The sequence below is a fragment of the Acidobacteriaceae bacterium genome (assembly GCA_035944135.1).
Classification (GTDB): Bacteria; Acidobacteriota; Terriglobia; order Terriglobales; family Acidobacteriaceae; genus Granulicella.
The window spans coordinates 832,881-850,271 of record DASZBM010000010.1 but is presented as its reverse complement, the minus strand read 5'-3'; the positions used below and the strand labels follow the sequence as shown (position 1 = coordinate 850,271).

Sequence of the window (17,391 nt, the reverse complement as noted above, 5' to 3'; positions counted from 1 at the left end):
TTCACTAACGACTAACCACTAACCACTCGCCCCTCCGCTACACTTAACTCACAGCCATGCTTGACGAGACCACCTTCCGCCGCGAGTCCGACTCCGCCCTCGAAGCCCTAAAGCAATCGCTCATCCGTGCCGAAGAAGGTATTGGAGGCTTTGAGACCGAGGAAAAGAACGGCGTCCTCAACGTGCTCTTCGATGACAACTCTGCCAAATTCGTCTTCACCCCGAACACCCCCGTTCGGCAGGTCTGGATCTCTGCCCAGTCCACCTCCTTCAAGCTTGAATGGAACGACGCCGCCCATGTCTTCACCCTCCCGCGTACCGGCGAAGACCTCCGCTCCCTCACCGAGCGACTCCTCCGTGAGCAGCTCGACGAACCCTCCCTCAAGCTGGACTAATCCCTTGCTTCGCGAATCTAATAGTGCGGCCGTGCTTACAGATACAGCACCGACGTACTATCGCTTCACGAGCACCCCAAAGATGCCGCTGCTCTCTGTTGCGATCATTACCCTCAACGAGGAGGCAAACCTCGCTCGCACCCTCGAGAGTGTCTCGTGGGCCGACGAGATTATTGTCGTCGATTCCGGCTCGACCGACCGCACCGCCGAAATCGCCCGCAACCACGGCGCACGGGTTGTAGACCACCTCTGGACCGGCTTCGCAGCACAGAAAAACTTCGCTCTCTCACAGTGCACCGGCGACTGGATCCTCTCGCTCGACGCGGACGAGGAGCTCTCGACGGACCTTCAGTTCCAGATGCAATCGTTGCTGATGTCCAAACCAACGGTCGACGCTTACTTCCTGAAGCGCCGCAATCTCTTCCTCGGCCGTTGGATTAAGCACGGCGGCTTTTATCCCGATCCCAAGCTGCGCCTGTTTCGCCGCTCCGCCGCCAACTTCGTGCAGACGCCGCAGTTTGAAGAACGTCCCGTTCACGAGACCATCGTCTTCAACGGCATCTCCGCCACGCTCGACTACGACCTCATTCACCACGCCTATCCCACGCTCTCGACGTACATCGAGCACATGGACCGTTACAGCTCATTGGGCGCGGAGCTGCTGATTGCAAAAAAACGAACCAGCCGCTCCTCCCTCAGCTTCGCCTTCAACGTCTGGCTCATCCCGCAGCTCACCTTCATCTGGAACTACATCTTCCGGCTGGGTTTCCTCGACGGCCGCGAGGGCCTGCTGCTGCACCTCTATCACGCCATCTACACAAGCTGGAAGTACGCGAAAGCCTGGGAGCGCTCGAGAAAGAGCAAGTAGTTTCGCTGAATAGGTGCCTATATCTATTCGCCAAGAGAGTTGTCTCTCCGCCTTCTGAGCCTCTTCACCATGCTCCACATGCCCGCGAGGTCTCCAACCAGCAACACCAATATCGCGATGTTGACGGAGAGTTTGCCGACAGCACCCTTCATGCTGTTGACACCGATCAGGCACAGAACCAGAATCACTGCAAGGATGACGCTCGAGATGATCCCTTTCCAGAAAAGATACGGGCTGTCGTCGCTTATCTGTCGATAACTGATTCCTGATCTGCGTAGTTTGGATGAAACGGCTGGCAGCGGAATGCATGCGAGCAAGAGCGGAACAATAATCAGGAACAGTGGATTATGCCAGATGAAATCGAGCGCCGCCATCGGGGTCCCATAGTGTGGGAAGGCAAAAACCAGCAACGAGACCAGCCATACGACCGCCATCTTCCAGACGGTTTTACCATCTATTTTTCTTCGCCTCTGCTCTGTATCAAGGTCTCCTTCCTTGTAATGTCCGTTCTTTCCCGGCATCGATTTCGCAGCAAGGATCGGGATGCACCCCACGACAATGGGAACGATCAGTAGAAATACCGGACGAGAAAACATAGCGGCCCACGCGTCATGGGGAGCCACATAATGAGCAATAAGAAGACAGAGTAGAGTCGCCAGCCATGTGCCAAAAACGGTTTGGAGCAAACTCGACCGGTTGCTCTTCATAATCAAATCACCAATGGACCTTCCTTACCTAACTCCCTGACTCCTAACTCCCTAACTTTGATCCCTCACCACGGAATCATCTCCGACCCATGGAAGTACCCTCCGGTCGGCCCATCTTCCGGCAGCGTCGCTAACTCTACGATCGTCTTCGCCCCATCCTCAACGCTCAGCGTAGCCGCGCTCCCTCCCATATCCGTCTTCGCCCATCCAGGGTGCGCCGAATTCACCTTGATCTTCGTCCCGCGCAGCTCGTGCGCCAGATGAATCGTCAGCATGTTCAGCGCCGCCTTGGACGAGTTATAGGCGAACAACTTCGTCGTATAGATCGGTGACCCCTTTGTCCCCTGCAGGGTCACTGATCCCAGAATGCTCGACACATTCACAATGCGCCCCGCCTTCGATCGCTTCAGCGCCGGCAGCAGCGCCTTCGTCAACGCGAACGGCGCCAGCACATTCGTCTCGTAGGTCGAGCGGATGTCCTCGACCTTCATCTCACTTGTGATGTTGTTCGTCCAGCTCTTCTCCACCATCTGGCCGGCGTTGTTCACCAGCACATCCAGCACGCCGCCGAACTCCTCATCGATCAGCCGCGCCACGCCATCGATGTCAGCCTGTGAGTTCACGTCGAGCTTCACCGCGATGACATCCAGGCCCTCGCCGCGCAGCTTTTCCGCCGCTGCCTTTCCTTTCTCTACGTCGCGCGCGCACAGCAGAATCTTGTAGCCCATCTTGCCGAGCTGCCGCGCCGTCTCGAACCCCAGCCCCTTGTTCGCTCCGCTGATCAGCACCACACCCATGTCGTCCATCGTGCCTTACTCCTTGCTCTCCTTATTTATGGCCGATCTATCCAGCAGCCCCTGAAATTCCTTCGCATACCGCTCCGGCATATCGCGCTTCTTCATATCGGGCCCAACCACCAGGTGAACCGTCTCTCCCTCGCACAGCAACTGCTCGTCGGCCGCGCGCACCACAGCATACCTGAAGCGCACAATCGATCCACGCACACCCGCCAGCGTCGTCCGCACAATCAGCTCATCGTCATACCGGGCGGGTGCCTTGTACCGCGCCGTCGCCTCCACCACGGCGATCATTGCATTCTCTTCCTTTTCCATGGAGCGATAATCCAGGCCCATCTGCCGAATGAACTCCACCCTTCCCACCTCGAACCACACCAGATAATTCGCGTAATAAACCACGCCCATCTGGTCGGTCTCTGCGTATCGCACGCGCACCCGTGTCTCTGCCGTCATCGACTGTCCACCACATCGCCGCGCACAAGCTCAGCGTTCTTCCGGTGTTTGCCGATCACCTTCAGGTGTGCGAAGGCAGCCGGCAGCCCTTCAGTATTATTCAGATCCGCACTCGTTTGCAGGTTGTACTCCAGCCGCGCAAATTGCGAATCGCCGCTGTTGCCCACCTCCGCAATCTTCTCGTCCAGTTTCACCTGGTCTCCCTGCTTCACGGTCACGCTTTCATGCTTCAAATGCGAGTACACGCTGAACTCGCCATCACCATGGCCGATGACCACGACGTTGCCGTGCTTCATCTCCGCGTTCGGATGGTACGGCAAGCTGTCCGCGCAATCATCCACGACCGCGATCACGGTTCCATTCGCATCCGCAAGCACCGGCTGCCCGTACGCAAACCACTCTTCATTCGTCATTCCATCGTGCGAGAACAGCTGGCCACCGTTCAGCATCACCATCTCGTACGCAAAGCGCTCGTTTGTGGTCGTCGCATGCTCGTTCTCCGATACCATCGGCCCGCCCTCGTAGATCATCCACTCGCCCTTCAGCGGGAACTCCACCTTTGTCTTGTCGCGGTACTTCAGATACTTCGTGTCCGCCGCCTTTGGCTCCTCCTTGATGTGAAACTCCTCAATCGTTCCGCTGCCGCTGAACGTGAAGCTGACCACCATCGGGTAATCCGCGTCCTTATACATCACAATCCGGCGATATTGCATCGCCGCCGGCGGCAGCGGGACCGCACTCTGGTGGATCACCTTCGTTTCCTTGCCGAAGTATTTCGCCATGTGCTCCGTGAACGCCTTGAGCACACTTTGGTCCTTCACCGCGGACTGCATCGCCGCGGACATCTGCGTCCACAGCGCGACGTCATCGCCCTCGTAGAAGCGCTGCATGTCCTCTTCTCCAACCTCAATTGCTCGCTCGGGCGTGAGCGTCAGAAACGCCGCTCCTCCACCATGCATCTCCGAGCCGGCCGGCATCTGCTGGGCGCCCGCACATCCCACCATCGCAACCATCACCGCCGCACACACGAGCTTCATTCGAGCAGCTTACCAGCGCCTCGCCACCTCAGACGAAGGCACGCCCCACACTCGATTCCCCTGCTATCGGCTGATCGTCCACACCGGCTTCCGCTTCTCGAGGAACGACGCCACGCCCTCGCGAAAATCCGCCGTTTGCCTGCCTTCCGCGTTCGCTTCCATCGCCAGTTCCAGCGCCGTGCCCATCCAGTCGCGCTGTTGCCTCCGCAACAGCCGCTTCGTCGCCCGCATGCTCTCCGGCGAGTTCCGCATCAGTTCCATCGCCAGTTCCGCCGCCCTTGCCCGTAGCCTCTCTCGCGGCACAACCTCCGTCACCAGCCCCAGCCGATAGGCCTCCTGCGCATCGAATATCCGCGCGCTCAGCAGCAGCTCCCGCATGACCTTCGCCCCCACCTGCAGTGACAGGTATGCGCTCACCAGCGCCGGCACAAAACCAATCCGCACCTCCGTGTAGCCGAAGCGCGCCTCCGGCCCCGCCAGCGTGAAGTCGCACATCGTCGCCAGTCCGGTTCCACCGGCGATCGCCGGCCCCTGCACCACTGCAATGGTTGGCAGATCGCACTCCCAGACCGCTCGAAACATCCGAGTGACGCGCACAGCTTCAGCTCGGTGCTCTTCCGCGCTCCTCCCGGCCATCTCCCGCAGGACACCCAGATCCAGTCCCGCGCAGAACGCCTCACCCTCGCCCGCGAGCACGACGACACGTGCGCCCGCATCCTCCGCCGCCTCAATCGACGCAATCAGCTCTTCCTGCAGCTCCGGCGTCAACGCATTCCGCTTCTCGGGACGATTCAGCGTAATCGTCCGAACCCCATCCTCATCTTCCACCCTCACCAAACTCATATGGCCTTTGCCTTATTCACTATTCACTACTCAATATTCACTGCCTTACTGCACCGCCTGCCCATACCGCTTCCCAATCTCTACGCTCCGCTGCACCAGCACATCCAGCGGCTCCAGTTCCGGCAAATCGGCTCCTATATCGCGCAAGGTAGCCAGCAGCACCTCCGTCGCCAGGTTCCCGACCAGCGCATCCTGCGCGAACGGGCATCCGCCCAGCCCGGCAATCGCGCCGTCAAAGCGCCGGCAGCCTGCCTCAAACGCCGCGCTCACTTTTTCTGCCGCCTCATCCGGCCTGGTGTGCATGTGCACGCCCACCTCCAGCCCGTCATGCACATCCAGCACCAGCCGCATCACATCCCGAATCAACTCTGCGCTCGCTACACCTGCCGTATCCGCCAGCGATACCTCCGCCACTCCCGCGTCGACCAGCAGATCCACCGCGCTGACCACCTCATCGATATCCCAACTATCGCCGTATGGATTCCCGAACGCCATCGACAGGTAGGCCACCACATCCAGCCCCGCCTTGTACGCAATTTCGCCAATCTGCTCCAACTGATCCAGCGCGTCCTCCGGCGACTGCCGCTGATTGCGCTCCAGAAACGCCGGAGAGATCGAATACGGAAAGCCCAGCGTCGTCACGCGCCGCGTCTTCACCGCGCGCTCCGCCCCCTTCGCATTCACCACGATCCCGATGATCTCCACATCCTCCGGCGGGTCCACCAGCTCCAGAACGGCCTCCGAATCCGCCATCTGCGGCACGGCCTTCTCGCTTACGAAACTCACCGCGTCGATCTCCCGAAATCCCGCCGCGATCAGCGTCCGCAGATACTCTGCCTTAACCTCCGCAGGAATCATCTTCGGGAGACCCTGCCACGCATCCCGCGGACACTCGACAATCTTTACCAATGAAAGCTCCTCGCTCCCGAATTCAGGCTCGTGAAAGTTCGGCCCCGTTTACTGGCCGCCACTGGAGTCTAACGGAACCAGCACCACCGTTGACTTGACGCTTTCCGGCGAGCCCTCCCAGATAGGGTTGCCGCCCTGAAGAATCGCCATATTCGATTCCCTGCCGAGAAACACCACCACATACGCCTTAGGACCTGTTGAAACAAAAGGAGTGTCGGAAGAGAGCGTTCCGATAATCCGCCGGATCCACGAAGCGCTCGTCGTCAGGCTGGCGAAATGCGCTCGGCCATAATTATCGGATTCCTCGTCAACGATGTGATCCTCCGAATCCGCCGAATAATTCCGATAAATCTCGCGAACCAGCGCACCCCTGATCGGAGCTCCGGAAGGATCAACCACATTCAGTGTCCAGTCGGGTGCCGTAATCGTCGCATACGGAACCGAGCCCACAACCAGGAAAATGCCCAGCGCCACTATCGTGATTAATCGAGCTAAATTCACGTCTGGGTCACCAGCTTGATCTCTTAATCCATTGGTCTCTTTCTACTGCGCCCGAAAGCCCACACACTCACGCACAACATTACAACGCCACTCACAATACTCCAACGCATCCGCGACAACATCTGACCTACAGCTTCCGAGGTTGTTGCTCTATGAAGTCACCAAGACCAGTGGTGTGACGTCTGCCGCGCCAGTAGCGGATGATGTCAAGGATAAAGCTCCGCAAAAAACCTATCAGCGAAACCAACCACCCAAGAGCGCCAAGCTTTATCGGTAATGGCTGGCTCTGCCAAAGCCAAGTTGTGCATGGATTGATTGCTGCTACAAAAGTGCCGTCGGGCTCGCGCCAACCAGCTGTATCGTCGTATGCAGCACGGACATCGGGATGCGCAGCCTTCCATTCTCGACACGGTCGAGCCCATGCCCATTGCACGCCAACTAGGGCGAGCGTCGTGAGAAGCAATAATCCAAACCAGATGATTGTTCTTCGGGAGATCACGTCTGGATCACCCCCGGATTAAACCTCTTCACCTCCGGATTCAGCGCACACGCCTCCAGGGCCGTCATCAGCACCTCGCGCGTCTTCGCAGGATCGATGATCGCATCCACCCACAACCGGGCCGCTCCATACCGCGGATCGGCCTGCGCATCATACGTCGCCTTGATCTCCTCGTAGATCGCCTTCTTCTCGTCATCAGACAGATGCTTCCCGCCGCGCTCCATCTGCTTCACGCGCACTTCCACCAGCGTATTCGCCGCCGAAGCCCCACTCATCACCGCATATCGCGCCGTCGGCCACGCAAACACAAACCGCGGGTCATACGCCTTCCCACACATCGCATAGTGGCCCGCACCAAAGCTGCCGCCGATGATCACCGTGATCTTCGGCACCACACTCGTCGACACCGCAGTCACCATCTTCGCGCCCGCGCGAATGATCCCCGACCACTCCGCATCCTTGCCGACCATGAACCCGTTCACATCATGCAGAAACACCAGCGGCACCAGCTGCTGATTGCAGTCCATAATGAATCGCGCCGCCTTCTGCGCACTCTCGGTGTAGATCACGCCGCCAAACTCCGTGCGCTTCTCTCCCTGCTGCGGCCCCATCGCGACCGTCATCTGCTGATGCATCTTCTGATTCGCGACAATCCCCACCGCGCGCCCGCCAATCCGCGCATACCCGCACACCACCGTGCGCCCAAACTCCGCCTTGTACTCATCGAACTCGCTGCGGTCCACCAGCCGCGCAATCACATCGCGAACGTCATACGCATTGCTCGCACCAACAGTCGGATCCATCAACCCATACAAATCCTCCTGTCCATACAGCGGCTTGTCCCGCTCCGTATCAAACTCGACCCTCGAAAACACCTCACCCGCCGCCTTCGAGCCAATCTTCCCCACCAGACTCCTCAACCTCTCGATACAGCTCTCATCATCCTTCTCCTTGAAATCAACCGTCCCCGACACCTCCGCATGCATCGCTGCACCGCCCAACTCCTCCGCCGGGGTCTTTTGCCCGATCGCCGCCTGCACCAGCGCCGGCCCCGCCAGAAACAGCCCCGAGCCCTCCGTCATCAGCACCGTGTCCGTCATCACCGGCAGGTACGCTCCTCCCGCTACGCACATTCCCATGATGGCGGTAATCTGCGGCACGCCCAGCGAGCTCATCACAGCGTTATTGCGAAACACCCGTCCGAAGTCGTCCTGGTCCGGAAACACATCCTCCTGCAACGGCAGAAACACGCCAGACGAATCCACCAGGTACAGCGTCGGAATTCGGTTCTCCAGCGCAATCGTCTGCGCCCGAATCACCTTCTTCGCCGTCATCGGGAAGAACGCACCCGCCTTCACCGTCGCGTCATTCGCGATAATCAGGCACAATTTGCCGCCTACTCGCCCCAGCCCGGCCACTGCCCCTGCGCCTGGAGCCCCACCCCACTCGCCGTACATCCCATACGCCGCCCACAGCCCCAGCTCAGTCCATTCCGAGCCCTGATCCAGCAATAACCCCAATCTTTCCCGCGCCGTCAGCCGCCCCTTCTTATGCTGAGCGTCAACCGCCTTCGCCCCGCCACCCTCGCGAATCCGCGCCTCCTCAGCCCGAACCTCCTCGAGCAGCCGAAGCGTCGCCTCCCGATTCCTCTCAAACTTCGCCGACTTCGTATCCAGCCGCGACTCCAGCCGGTTCCCTGCCTTAACGCCTCCAGCCATGCACCCCGCTCCACAAACACTAGAAAACTCGCGAAGGATAGCATGCCAATGTCATACTGTCCCGCGCGGGAGATGCATCATGGCCACACTCACCAAAACGGCAACCTGGCCCCAGACCGAAGCCACCGTCGAGTCCTCGACCCAGCACCACTGCAATATCGCCGCCGCCGGCGGGCACGTCGGTCAGGAGTACTCCATCACCTTCCGGTACGAGGTCTCGGGCCGCCACTACACCGGCGAATTCGAATGCTCGCGCCCCTGGGAGGTCGGCTCCACGTTCTGCATCAGCTACGATCCCCACGACCCCGAAACCAACACCATGTGCGACCGCCGCGGCGAGCGCTGGGTCTACTACATCCTCGCCATCGCCGCTGTACTCGCCTTCATCGCCTACTTCTGGGTCCGCCACTCCCGCATCGGCTACTAGCTACCAGAGCAGCTTCAATGCAAACTGAACCTGCCGCGAAGTCGTAGACGTGCTGGTAATGGCGCCCGCCGTCCCCGAAACTCCCGTCGGCGTGAACGCAATCAGATTCGGCGTATTGAAATTCGCCCGGTTCAACAGGTTGAAGATCTCTCCCCGGAACTGCAGAGTCAATCGTTCAGTCATGGCCACGTCTTTTTGCCCGGCAAAATCCCACGTCGCCAGTCCCGGACCCGGCAGTGAATCTCTGCTCAAGTTTCCATAGAACCCGCTATTCGGCGGCGGCGCCAGATAAGCCGCTGGGTTGAACCACTGCGTCGCTTTACCAATAACCGGCGACCCATGAAAATCCGGATTCACGAACGGCCTCACTGGATTCCGCGTGTCCCCGTTATTCGACGGGTTATAGCTCAACTGCGGTGTCAGCGGAAACCCCGACTGCAGGGTCACAATGCTGTCGACTGACCATCCACTAACTGCACCATTCGCGAAACCATGCAGACCGCTGCCAAACGCCTTCCCGTTACCGAACGGCAGCGCATAAACAGCACTCACGACGCCGATATCTCTAACGTCGAAGGTCGCCGGTCCCCAATCCGCGCGCAGGTTATAAGGATTCGAAACCAGCCCCGGCGCGTTTCCCGCCGCGGTTGAATTCAGTGAGTCTCCGTCGTCGAGCGCCTTGGACCACGTATAAACGCCACGCAGCGCCAGGTCATGGCTGAACCGATGATTCAAATCAATCTGCAACGAGTTGTAGCTCGCCGTGCCCGACGCAAACCATGTCCACGTGTTCGCCAGCGTCGGAGTTGGTTTCGGCGTTCCCGCAGCAATGTAAAAACTGCCCGCCGGTACAGCCGCCCCCGCCAAAGGCGCCGGAAAGCTCGACGGATACGCGCTCGGGCACGGAGACGCCGGGCAGATCGTCGGCACTGGCTCATTGCCATCCACACCGATTAGCTGGTGATATCCGTGGGAACCCACGTAACCCACTGTCAGCGATGTGTTCCGCGTCAGCGCCTGCTCAACCCGCAGCGAGTCAGAAATCAACGTCGGCATCTTCGCATCCGGCTGCACTCCACCCGGCACAAGCAAAGCATTTGAAGCTGCAGGCGACGCCGGATCGATCGGGAACTTCGATACGGGAAGCGACGCGATGCTGTACGTCGGATTGAACGGCGCGTTCTGGTCCATCCGGTAGCCCAGGTCATCCAGCAGCTCGTTATAAATTCCGAACCCCGCGCGGATCACCGTCTTCTGCGGCCGCAGGCTCCACGCCAGTCCAACGCGCGGCTGTGCAAGGAATTTCGCGTTGTTCACCGTGAACGCATGATCGCCAATATGCGGCTCGCTCGAGATCGTGTACCCCGTGAACGTATAGTTCGCGGCGCGCCCGTGTGCTTCGTTCCATCCCGTCGAAAACTCACCGCGGAATCCCAGCCTCAGCGTCAGCTTCGGACTCACTTGGATCACATCCTGCGCATGCACCGCCCCGAACAGCGATCTCCAGTTCATCTCCGTCGGCGATGGGCTGTAGAGAAAACTGCTCGTCGTCCCCGTCAGAAACGTCTGCAGACTCGTAAACGTCGCCTGCCCAAACTGGCTCAGGTTGAGCGTCTCGTTCGATTGAAAATTCTGAAACCACGCTCCGAAACTCCACTGATGATGCCCGTGCGACCACGTCACTCGGTCTTCATACGTGTACAGATTCCGCACGATGGGCAGATTGCTTCCGTTGTTGCTTCCTGCCAGCCCAACCTGCGCCTGCGGATTCGACGCCGCACTCCCTCCCACCACAACGGCTCCGACCGGACGTCCAGCAATGAATCCCGGAACACTGGCAGCCGGCGTGCCCGGCGTTGGCTCGCCAGTAAAGAAGTACGCTGCACGCGAGTACCCGAAGCGAGCCACATTCAGCAAATCCGCCGAGAACGCATGCGTCTCGTCGACACTCGCAACCTGCTCACGCAGCGTGAGAATGTCCGTGCTGTACGGATTCGCGGTCGTCGCCGTATTGTCCGCTCCGTCATCGACCGTGTAAACGGCAGACAACATATCCTTCGTCGAGAAGCTCTGATCGAATCGCGCGGTTCCAAAATCTTCGCGAATCGTTTGCACCGGGCTGCTGAACACCTCGGCGATGCCATTGAAGTCCGGCGCACCCGCCGAAGGCGTCAGCCACAGGTTCAGCAGCGGTTGCACGCTCGCCACGGCAGCCGCACGCGACGCCAGGTCCGGCACAAACGCAACCGACGTCTGGTGCAGGCTCTGCCGATAACCCTCATAGTTTCCGAACAGAAAAGCGCGACCCTTCTTCAGCGGCCCGCCGAGAGACACCCCAAACTGATTGCGCCGGAACGGCGGCGCCGATCCCTGGTCAAAGTAGTTCGGAGCATCCAGAACGTTGTTACGCAAATACTCATAAGCCGAACCGTGCACTCGATTCGTGCCCGACTGCGTCACAATGATCACCTGCGCACCCGGCCGCTTCCCATACTCCGCCCCGTAATCATCGCGCAGCACATTGAACTCGCGCACCGATTCCACTCCGAGCATCTGCTGGCTCGGCCCACCCGGCTGCATATTGTTCTCCGCCGCTCCCGTAAACTCCACACCGTTCAGCAAAAAAATGTTCTGTTGCGGGCGGTTCCCCGACACAGCAAAGTTGTTCCCGGTCGTGGAATTCGAAACTCCAATCCCCCCTGTCTTCTGCGACGTGAAATTAGCAATGCCCGGGTTGAGCGTCAGCAGAAGGTCATAGCTTCGCCCATTAAGCGGCAACTGCCGAACCTGCTCTCTCCCCACCAGGCCCGAAATATCCTGCGTCGATCCGTTCACAACCGAAACATCATCGCTAACAGTCACGTGCTGGTCCACCTGCCCGATCTGCAGGCTCACATCCGCCGTCGCATCCTGGCCCACATCCAGCACAATCCCCGTACGGATCTTCTCGGCGAAACCGTTCTTCTTCACATGAAGCTCGTAGCGCCCTACCGGAAGCTCAACCAGTTGGTACTCTCCGGCCCGATTGGTAAGCGTTGTCCGTGAAGTGCCCGTCTCATCTTCGACGGCCGTCACCGCCGCGGACTGCACCACCGCACCGCTCGGGTCGGTAACCCTCCCTGAGAGGTTTGCAGACACTTGCGCCGCGCCCGCCGAAGCGGAGATACCCAGCAAGCACAGCACCAACGTCGAGAAGCAGAACCCGAGTCGCGACATTTTCATCACCATGACAACTTGCGGGAGGGATAGGTACTTCGAGGCTCACGAAGACGATCAGCACGGTATCGCCGCATGACCATCCAAATCGAAAAACCGTTAGGGATAATCGTATATATCTGAAGCGCAAGATGACAACCTGCCTCGCCTGGCATCACGCATCGCCTACATCCTGCGCCAACTCCCCGCGTATACTTTTCCCCCGAGACCGAACGATGCCCACCGCCGACATCCTGCTGAAACCACGCGAAGCCGCTGCCGCCCTCGGCGTCAGCTATCCCACCCTCAAGCAATGGATCCTTGCCGGCACCATCCACACCATCAAAACTCCCGGCGGCCACCACCGCATCCCGGAGTCCTCGCTCAAGCCGCTGATGAAGTCCCGTCCGGCCGGCAATCCCAAGGCCAGCCGCGACCGCTTCCGCACCGTCTCTGCCCGCAATCAACTCGTCGGCCGCATCATCGACGTCAAAATCTCCGGGCTCCTCGCCAAGGTCGTCATCGAGATCGGCGACCAGCGCATCACCTCCATCATCACCTCCGACGCCGCCCGCGAGATGCAGCTCCGCAAAGGCCAAACCGCCGCCGCCCTCGTCAAATCCACCGAGGTTATGATCGTTCGCGTGTAGGTGCCCCTATGAGGGACAAGAGCGACAGGAGCGACAGAAGCTGGAAGCGAGCCAAAGCGACTGTCGAACTCTGTGAGCGACGCGGCCGCCATCGCGACGGCACACGCCTCAAGCCACGCGACCGCCTCCGCTACTCCATCACCATCAGTTACCCCGTCGAAGGCGACCTCTATCTCACCGATGTCATCAGCAGCAGGCCACTCAAAGAAGGCTCCCGCGTCACCGTCCAGTACGATCCACTTGACCCGCGCCGCAACAGCCTCAACCACCCGCGCCGCGAGCGCAAGGCTTTCCTCATCGCCGCGTTCTGCGTCGGCGCCGTTCTATTCATCCTGCTCGTGATCGCGCTCTTCGGCCTCTGACCGAAGTCACTCCTCGCGCCGCGACGGCGTCATCCTGCGCAGCACAAACTCCTGCATCACATTCGCGAAGCCATCAAACGCCAGCGCGCTCAGCCCGTTCTCTACCACCAGCATCCCGCCCTTTTCGCCGCCCGGGTAGTACAGCCCGCTCACCGCACCCGAGCCAAAACTGCCCAGCACATTCGCGTACGCCGGCTGCCACCGCCCGTTGTCGCCCTTGCAGATTACCGTCGTCTTCAGCGCGTACCACGTCCGGCTCACCCTGCTTCCCGTGCCTTTGTAGAAATACCGCGGGTCCTGCCGAAAAACCATCGGCAGCAACGAACCCTCGAGCAGCGTTCCCACCGTCGCGTCCGCCATCCCCGCGCCGAACCGCTTGCCGTACCCACTCATTCCCTGCCCATATCCCGGGAACGCATTCTCCGCCTGCTGCCCCGCGGCCACCACTCCCACGAACAGCACATTCGCCGGATCGAACACCGATCTCCAGCCCATCTCAAACTTCAGCTTCTTCGTCATCGCCTGCGGATTCGCGTCGTACACCACGTAGTAGTTCGGCAGAATTCCGCCAATCCTCTGCGTCTCTTCCTGCCGCACCTGGATCGTTGCCATCTGCTCCTGCGTCACCGCGGTCACTGACATCACTGCGCCCGCACGCAGCATCATCGGCTCCAGCTCCATCTGCTGAGCAGCCTCCAGCGTGCCCTCTTTCACACCGTCAAGCATCCCATCTTCGCTGGCCCTCACCGTAAACGAGCCCGCGGGCACACCGTCAAAGCAGAACCGCCCATCACTTCCGCTCGTCAGCTTGAGGCTCTCGCCCTCCGCGACCAGCACCACCTTCGCTCCCGGAATCAGCGCGCCCTGCTCGTCTTCGATGATGCCGCTCACGCGGCCTACATTTGGCATCAAGCCGCCTGGCGAAATCATCGCCATCGGCCCCTGCGCAAACGCACACGCCGTCGCCAGGATCAGCGCCACCATCACGCCTACTCTCGCCGCCGTACGCCGAACCTGGCCCGCTCGATTCACCCGCTCAGCCTAGCCGCGCGTCCCCTCCAAAGCCATAACCCCTCCGTACAATCAGGTAATGACGCTTCGGCTCGCCCCCACAGACGCGCTTCTGGTCATCGACATGCAACGCGACTTCCTCCCCGGCGGTTCACTCGCCGTCGCCGGCGGCGATGCCATCATTCCCGGAATCAACGCCATCGCCACAAAATTCGAGCACGTCATCCTCACCCAGGATTGGCACCCCCTCGGCCACATCTCCTTCGCCAGCTCCCACGCCGGCAAGCAGCCCTTCACCGACACCATCGAAGCCCCCTACGGCACCCAGACCCTCTGGCCCGACCACTGCGTCCAGGGCACTCCCGGCGCCGAGCTCGACACCCGCCTCCAGATCCCCCACGCCGAGCTCATCCTCCGCAAAGGTTTCCGGCGCAACATCGACAGCTACTCCGCCTTCCTCGAGGACGACCACACCACTCCCACCGGCCTCGCCGGCTACCTCCGCGAGCGCAACCTCACCCGCCTCTTCTTCTGCGGCCTCGCCTACGACTTCTGCGTCGGCTTCTCCGCCATCGACGGCGCCCGCCTCGGCTTCACCTGCCTCGTCCTCGAAGAACTCTCCCGCGCCGTCGCCCTCCCCGGCACCGTCGAAAACACAAACACCTGCTTCGCCGAGGCCAACATTCAACGCATCACCTCAGCACAGATTAAGTGACACGCTGGAATCCCACTGAGCGCATCCATGTTCGAAGAACTGTCCACCGGCCCACTCGGAAAACTATCTGATCTCATCTATCGCTGGCGCGGCATCGATTCCTGGCCCACCGCCACAGCGACCGTCTACACCTGCGAATTTCGCGACGGTGGACGCGGTCCCGACTTCTACGTGGTCACATTCTCTTACCGAGCTGGAGGAGAGCTACAAGACGGCTCATACTATGAACAAGGCTCTGCGGGCTCGCCGCCGTTTCAGCCGGGCGATACCTTCAATATCAAGTGGAATCCCAAACACCCCAACCGCTTCCATAAGTAGCAACAACGACCAAAGCAGATGGACGGCTCGATGCCGAAGCTCATCCAACCCGCTCGCGATCTCTGGCCCGAAGCAATGGCCACCGTTACCGCCTGCAAGTATGAGTTCGCCGCCGGCCGCGCGCTCGCCTTCGGCCTTCCCACCGCGCGCCACTTCCGCATCACCTACAACTACTGGGCGCCAAACGCCGACAACATCGACGAGCTCCACACCGCCGAACTCACCTCAGAAAAAGCGATGCACGTCGGCACACTCTTCCCCATCCGCTACAACCCCGACGCCCCTCACGAAACCACCCACTCCACCGCCATACCCGCACTCACCGGCAAGCCACTCATCATCTTCGGCATTGTCGGTTCCATCGTCCTCTCGCTCGTCTGGCTCCTGATCCTCCGCGGCTGCTGACTGCCAATTCACGACCGGGACCAGCCACCATACGCCGTGGCGTGCCTTTGCGAACCTTCGCGCCCGTCGCGTCAAAGCTTTTACTTTTGCTCTTCACCAACCACTAACGGCTAACCACTCGCCTCACAGCCCCAACTCCTCCGCCCGAGCCTGCATCGCCGCCAAACAATTCCCGACATGCTCTTCCAGCGGAATCCCCAGCAGCTCTGCGCCGTGCGTAATATCCTCGCGCTTCACCGCCCGCGCGAACGCCTTGTCCTTCATCTTCTTCTTCACGCCCGCAACCTCGACCTCCGCAATCTTCTTCGACGGCTTCACCAGCGCACACGCCGTCAAAAATCCCGCCAGCTCATCGCACGCATACAGCGAGCGGTCCAGGTGCGTCTCCGGCTTCACACCCGAATAATCCGCGTGCGCCAAAATCGCGTGCAGAATCTCCTCCGGCCACCCGTTCTCTCGCAAGTAATTAACCCCCACAAACGGATGCTCCGCCGGTGTCGGATGCCGCTCATAGTCGAAATCATGCAGCAGCCCCGCGCACCTGTATTTCTCCGCAAACTTCTCCGCAGCCTCGTCACTCAAATCCATCGCTGCCGCCTCACGCACACCATAGCTCTCCGTGCACGCCGCCACCGCCAGGCAGTGCTTCACCAGCGACTCACTCTTCGTCCACTCCCTCAACAACTCTTCCGCCTTCGCCGCACTTAGTTCAGCCATCCACACCTCACCGTAAAACTCTACCGTCTCCACACTAACCACTAACGACTAACCACTAACCACTGCCCTTCCTATTTACCACCTTGGTTCGGCTTCCGGTTTTTTCCGGTATTTCTCCCTGAATCTCCCGCGATACCCCTTGACTCTTCCGGCACCGGGTGTCACAGTAGGCACATCGCTCACCTCTTTATCGGACGTGACGCGCTGCGGTGCCCCGCTCTGGCAGCCGCCCGCAACAACAAAAACATGGCTACAGGAATGGCTCCCGCCGTACCAACGCCCCAGACCCAACCAGTGGTCAGCGCTGAACGCGAGGTCCTTCGCTGCGATCACTGCAAGCTTGTGCAGTTCCGCACTGCCAACGACATCTGCCGCAAGTGCAAAAAGTCTCTGCTCCCTGAGCTTCCCAAAGTTCAGCCCATTGCTCTCGTCGCGGAGCCCGAAGCTCCTGAAGCCGAAGGCATCCAGGTCGCCTCTGCCGTACGCGATCTCCGCCATGTCCGCAATCTCTCGCAGCGGCAGCTCGCCACGCGCATGAACGTCCCGCGCACGTACATCTCCAAGATCGAGAACGGCAAAGCCATGCCGACCCTCTCGTCCCTTGACCGCCTCGCCCGCGCCCTTCAGGTCGACATCTCCGCCCTGCTCCGCGACGCGCCCACGCGCCACAAGGACGAGACCGCCGTGCTCATGACCGATCCCTTCCTCGCCGAGATCGCAAAGTACACCGCGCATCTCACTTCGACGCAGAAGTCGATCTTCCTCAACCATGTCCGCGAGATCGCCCAGGGGCGCTCTCGCAAGCTGGCCTAAACTCCCAGCGCCGCAACACCGTCAGACCTCCAGGCGTCGCACGTTAGCCCG

Annotated in this window: 20 protein-coding genes; 9 read left to right on the top strand and 11 right to left on the bottom strand. The window is 60.3% G+C overall.

Features of this window, described 5'->3' with window-relative positions; all coding sequences use genetic code 11:
* Positions 1–56 precede the first annotated feature (56 nt).
* Positions 57–395: an iron donor protein CyaY gene (gene cyaY, locus VGU25_17990; protein HEV2579102.1), complete on the top strand. Its 339-nt coding sequence runs from the start codon at positions 57–59 to the stop codon at positions 393–395.
* Positions 396–477: 82 nt separating this feature from the next.
* Entirely contained in the window at positions 478–1,263 is a 786-nt protein-coding gene (locus VGU25_17985; protein ID HEV2579101.1) for a glycosyltransferase family 2 protein, read from the top strand.
* Between the two features lie 23 nt (positions 1,264–1,286).
* On the opposite strand, the gene VGU25_17980 is transcribed toward VGU25_17985, so the two are convergent.
* The 8 genes from VGU25_17980 to VGU25_17945 form a co-directional block, all read right to left on the bottom strand.
* Positions 1,287–1,970, bottom strand: coding sequence for a hypothetical protein (locus tag VGU25_17980; GenBank protein ID HEV2579100.1), 684 nt, complete (start codon positions 1,968–1,970; stop codon positions 1,287–1,289).
* 65 nt (positions 1,971–2,035) lie between these two features.
* Positions 2,036–2,776: an SDR family oxidoreductase gene (locus tag VGU25_17975; protein HEV2579099.1), complete on the bottom strand. Its 741-nt coding sequence runs from the start codon at positions 2,774–2,776 to the stop codon at positions 2,036–2,038.
* 6 nt (positions 2,777–2,782) lie between these two features.
* Positions 2,783–3,220, bottom strand: coding sequence for a thioesterase family protein (locus tag VGU25_17970; protein ID HEV2579098.1), 438 nt, complete (start codon positions 3,218–3,220; stop codon positions 2,783–2,785).
* Entirely contained in the window at positions 3,217–4,257 is a 1,041-nt protein-coding gene (locus VGU25_17965) for a M23 family metallopeptidase (GenBank protein HEV2579097.1), read from the bottom strand. The genes VGU25_17970 and VGU25_17965 overlap by 4 nt, the downstream gene beginning before the upstream one ends.
* A gap of 63 nt (positions 4,258–4,320) precedes the next feature.
* On the bottom strand, positions 4,321–5,100 hold the full coding sequence (locus VGU25_17960) for an enoyl-CoA hydratase-related protein (protein HEV2579096.1): 780 nt from the start codon (positions 5,098–5,100) through the stop codon (positions 4,321–4,323).
* Between the two features lie 45 nt (positions 5,101–5,145).
* Complete coding sequence (locus tag VGU25_17955; GenBank protein HEV2579095.1) at positions 5,146–6,009, bottom strand: hydroxymethylglutaryl-CoA lyase; 864 nt, start codon at positions 6,007–6,009, stop codon at positions 5,146–5,148.
* Between the two features lie 48 nt (positions 6,010–6,057).
* Positions 6,058–6,483, bottom strand: a complete 426-nt coding sequence (locus tag VGU25_17950) for a hypothetical protein (GenBank protein ID HEV2579094.1) — start codon at positions 6,481–6,483, stop codon at positions 6,058–6,060.
* A gap of 522 nt (positions 6,484–7,005) precedes the next feature.
* Complete coding sequence (locus tag VGU25_17945) at positions 7,006–8,727, bottom strand: acyl-CoA carboxylase subunit beta (GenBank protein HEV2579093.1); 1,722 nt, start codon at positions 8,725–8,727, stop codon at positions 7,006–7,008.
* Between VGU25_17945 and VGU25_17940 the strand changes: the two genes are divergently transcribed.
* Positions 8,726–9,154: a DUF3592 domain-containing protein gene (locus VGU25_17940; protein ID HEV2579092.1), complete on the top strand. Its 429-nt coding sequence runs from the start codon at positions 8,726–8,728 to the stop codon at positions 9,152–9,154. The genes VGU25_17945 and VGU25_17940 overlap by 2 nt on opposite strands.
* On the opposite strand, the gene VGU25_17935 is transcribed toward VGU25_17940, so the two are convergent.
* Positions 9,155–12,370: a carboxypeptidase-like regulatory domain-containing protein gene (locus tag VGU25_17935; GenBank protein HEV2579091.1), complete on the bottom strand. Its 3,216-nt coding sequence runs from the start codon at positions 12,368–12,370 to the stop codon at positions 9,155–9,157.
* A 215-nt stretch (positions 12,371–12,585) separates the two neighbouring features.
* Here VGU25_17935 and VGU25_17930 point away from each other — a divergent pair, with 215 nt between their 5' ends.
* Together VGU25_17930 and VGU25_17925 are read left to right on the top strand one after the other, a co-directional pair.
* A complete protein-coding gene (locus tag VGU25_17930) occupies positions 12,586–12,999 on the top strand; it encodes a helix-turn-helix transcriptional regulator (GenBank protein HEV2579090.1) in 414 nt (137 codons plus the stop codon).
* Positions 13,000–13,007: 8 nt separating this feature from the next.
* A complete protein-coding gene (locus tag VGU25_17925; GenBank protein ID HEV2579089.1) occupies positions 13,008–13,361 on the top strand; it encodes a DUF3592 domain-containing protein in 354 nt (117 codons plus the stop codon).
* A gap of 6 nt (positions 13,362–13,367) precedes the next feature.
* Here the strand turns inward: VGU25_17925 and VGU25_17920 are convergent, their stop codons facing one another.
* Positions 13,368–14,393: a carboxypeptidase-like regulatory domain-containing protein gene (locus VGU25_17920; GenBank protein ID HEV2579088.1), complete on the bottom strand. Its 1,026-nt coding sequence runs from the start codon at positions 14,391–14,393 to the stop codon at positions 13,368–13,370.
* 58 nt (positions 14,394–14,451) lie between these two features.
* Here VGU25_17920 and VGU25_17915 point away from each other — a divergent pair, with 58 nt between their 5' ends.
* Genes VGU25_17915 through VGU25_17905 form a run of 3 tightly spaced genes read left to right on the top strand, consistent with a single transcriptional unit; the run spans position 14,452 to position 15,810 of the window.
* A complete protein-coding gene (locus VGU25_17915; GenBank protein ID HEV2579087.1) occupies positions 14,452–15,087 on the top strand; it encodes a nicotinamidase in 636 nt (211 codons plus the stop codon).
* A 27-nt stretch (positions 15,088–15,114) separates the two neighbouring features.
* The gene (locus VGU25_17910; protein ID HEV2579086.1) at positions 15,115–15,405 is read left to right on the top strand and encodes a DUF3592 domain-containing protein; all 291 of its coding nucleotides are present in this window, start codon (positions 15,115–15,117) and stop codon (positions 15,403–15,405) included.
* A 30-nt stretch (positions 15,406–15,435) separates the two neighbouring features.
* Positions 15,436–15,810, top strand: coding sequence for a hypothetical protein (locus tag VGU25_17905; GenBank protein HEV2579085.1), 375 nt, complete (start codon positions 15,436–15,438; stop codon positions 15,808–15,810).
* A 123-nt stretch (positions 15,811–15,933) separates the two neighbouring features.
* Here VGU25_17905 and VGU25_17900 read toward each other — a convergent pair whose 3' ends face one another.
* Complete coding sequence (locus VGU25_17900; GenBank protein ID HEV2579084.1) at positions 15,934–16,527, bottom strand: HD domain-containing protein; 594 nt, start codon at positions 16,525–16,527, stop codon at positions 15,934–15,936.
* Between the two features lie 258 nt (positions 16,528–16,785).
* Between VGU25_17900 and VGU25_17895 the strand changes: the two genes are divergently transcribed.
* Positions 16,786–17,340 (top strand): helix-turn-helix transcriptional regulator, encoded by a 555-nt coding sequence (locus VGU25_17895; GenBank protein HEV2579083.1) that lies wholly within the window; start codon positions 16,786–16,788, stop codon positions 17,338–17,340.
* Positions 17,341–17,391: the final 51 nt, after the last annotated feature.

Excerpts from the sequence above, each read along its gene's own strand:
- VGU25_17905 (HEV2579085.1), top strand. The coding sequence starts at position 15,436 with ATGCCGAAGCTCATCCAACCCGCTCGCGATCTCTGGCCCGAAGCAATG.
- VGU25_17975 (HEV2579099.1), bottom strand. The coding sequence starts at position 2,776 with ATGGACGACATGGGTGTGGTGCTGATCAGCGGAGCGAACAAGGGGCTG.
- VGU25_17965 (HEV2579097.1), bottom strand. The coding sequence starts at position 4,257 with ATGAAGCTCGTGTGTGCGGCGGTGATGGTTGCGATGGTGGGATGTGCG.
- VGU25_17935 (HEV2579091.1), bottom strand. The coding sequence starts at position 12,370 with ATGTCGCGACTCGGGTTCTGCTTCTCGACGTTGGTGCTGTGCTTGCTG.
- VGU25_17925 (HEV2579089.1), top strand. The coding sequence starts at position 13,008 with ATGAGGGACAAGAGCGACAGGAGCGACAGAAGCTGGAAGCGAGCCAAA.
- VGU25_17900 (HEV2579084.1), bottom strand. The coding sequence starts at position 16,527 with ATGGCTGAACTAAGTGCGGCGAAGGCGGAAGAGTTGTTGAGGGAGTGG.
- VGU25_17910 (HEV2579086.1), top strand. The coding sequence starts at position 15,115 with ATGTTCGAAGAACTGTCCACCGGCCCACTCGGAAAACTATCTGATCTC.
- VGU25_17960 (HEV2579096.1), bottom strand. The coding sequence starts at position 5,100 with ATGAGTTTGGTGAGGGTGGAAGATGAGGATGGGGTTCGGACGATTACG.
- cyaY (HEV2579102.1), top strand. The coding sequence starts at position 57 with ATGCTTGACGAGACCACCTTCCGCCGCGAGTCCGACTCCGCCCTCGAA.
- VGU25_17895 (HEV2579083.1), top strand. The coding sequence starts at position 16,786 with ATGGCTCCCGCCGTACCAACGCCCCAGACCCAACCAGTGGTCAGCGCT.
- VGU25_17980 (HEV2579100.1), bottom strand. The coding sequence starts at position 1,970 with ATGAAGAGCAACCGGTCGAGTTTGCTCCAAACCGTTTTTGGCACATGG.
- VGU25_17940 (HEV2579092.1), top strand. The coding sequence starts at position 8,726 with ATGCACCCCGCTCCACAAACACTAGAAAACTCGCGAAGGATAGCATGC.
- VGU25_17970 (HEV2579098.1), bottom strand. The coding sequence starts at position 3,220 with ATGACGGCAGAGACACGGGTGCGCGTGCGATACGCAGAGACCGACCAG.
- VGU25_17985 (HEV2579101.1), top strand. The coding sequence starts at position 478 with ATGCCGCTGCTCTCTGTTGCGATCATTACCCTCAACGAGGAGGCAAAC.
- VGU25_17945 (HEV2579093.1), bottom strand. The coding sequence starts at position 8,727 with ATGGCTGGAGGCGTTAAGGCAGGGAACCGGCTGGAGTCGCGGCTGGAT.
- VGU25_17930 (HEV2579090.1), top strand. The coding sequence starts at position 12,586 with ATGCCCACCGCCGACATCCTGCTGAAACCACGCGAAGCCGCTGCCGCC.
- VGU25_17915 (HEV2579087.1), top strand. The coding sequence starts at position 14,452 with ATGACGCTTCGGCTCGCCCCCACAGACGCGCTTCTGGTCATCGACATG.